Here is an 881-nt window from a genome sequence, read left to right on the forward strand (position 1 = left end):
CCGCCAGCAGCACACGGTCCTCTCCCTCGGCCGCAGGGTCGAGGGCGGCGAGCGGGGAGCGCCGGCCCGCCCTGGTGGTGCGCACGGCCCGCCAGTCCACCAGGGGGCGGACTCACCACCGTCGTCGTCAGCTCCGTCGCCTCCATCGGCTTAATGACCTTCATCTCGGTGCCTGAGCTCACGGACTACATGAGCGGCCGGGCCATCGACTTCCCTGTGTTCCTGGCCATCGCGGCGGTGGCTGGCCCCGCCCTGTTCTGGGCCTACATCGGCCTCGGCTTCGGGCTGAGCAAGACGGGCTGGGCGGCCGGACTCGCCCTCACCGGCATCCTCACCGCCCTCACGTACGGGTGGCTCCTCGCCTCGTCCAACGGCCACGGCTTCGCCTACTGGCTGTTCCTCACCCTGATCGTCGCCACCAACCTCGGCGCCTTCTGCGTGATGCCCTACGCCCTCGTCCGCGGCACCATCAGGAGCCGCTGACCCGCCCGAGCCGGGGCCAGCCGTCACGGCGCCGCCAGCCCCGGACACGGGCAAGCCCCCTCCCGGTGCGCGCCTCTCCTGGTGCCTCAGCTCGTCTGGTGTCGGATTGCGTACGTCTCGTACGGCACGGCGGACCCGTCGCCGGCGGGCTGGTCGGTGGTGCCGGTGCGGGTGAAGCCGGCCTTGGCCAGGACGCGGCCGGAGGCCGGGTTGTCGGGGTGGTGCATGGCTTCCACTCGGTCCAGGCCGGTGGTGGTGAAGGCGAAGGCGACGACCTGCTGGGCGGCGTCGGTGGCGTAGCCGTTGCCCCAGGTGTCCTCGCGCAGGATGTAGCTGATGGTGCCCATGAGGGGCGAGCGGCGGCGCAGGGCGATGAGGCCGATCATCTCGTCGGCGGC

Annotated in this window: 2 protein-coding genes; one reads left to right on the top strand and one right to left on the bottom strand. The window is 72.1% G+C overall.

The genetic code is table 11. From position 1 onward, the window contains the following. Window positions 1-168 precede the first annotated feature (168 nt). Window positions 169-483, top strand: coding sequence for a hypothetical protein (locus VR44_RS40045; protein WP_245692920.1), 315 nt, complete (start codon window positions 169-171; stop codon window positions 481-483). Between the two features lie 86 nt (window positions 484-569). On the opposite strand, the gene VR44_RS48700 is transcribed toward VR44_RS40045, so the two are convergent. Next, a partial coding sequence (locus tag VR44_RS48700; RefSeq protein ID WP_045952618.1) for a GNAT family N-acetyltransferase occupies window positions 570-881 on the bottom strand: 312 nt, incomplete at its 5' end.

It is taken from the genome of Streptomyces katrae, from assembly GCF_000966975.1.
In the GTDB taxonomy this organism is placed as follows: domain Bacteria; phylum Actinomycetota; class Actinomycetes; order Streptomycetales; family Streptomycetaceae; genus Streptomyces; species Streptomyces katrae.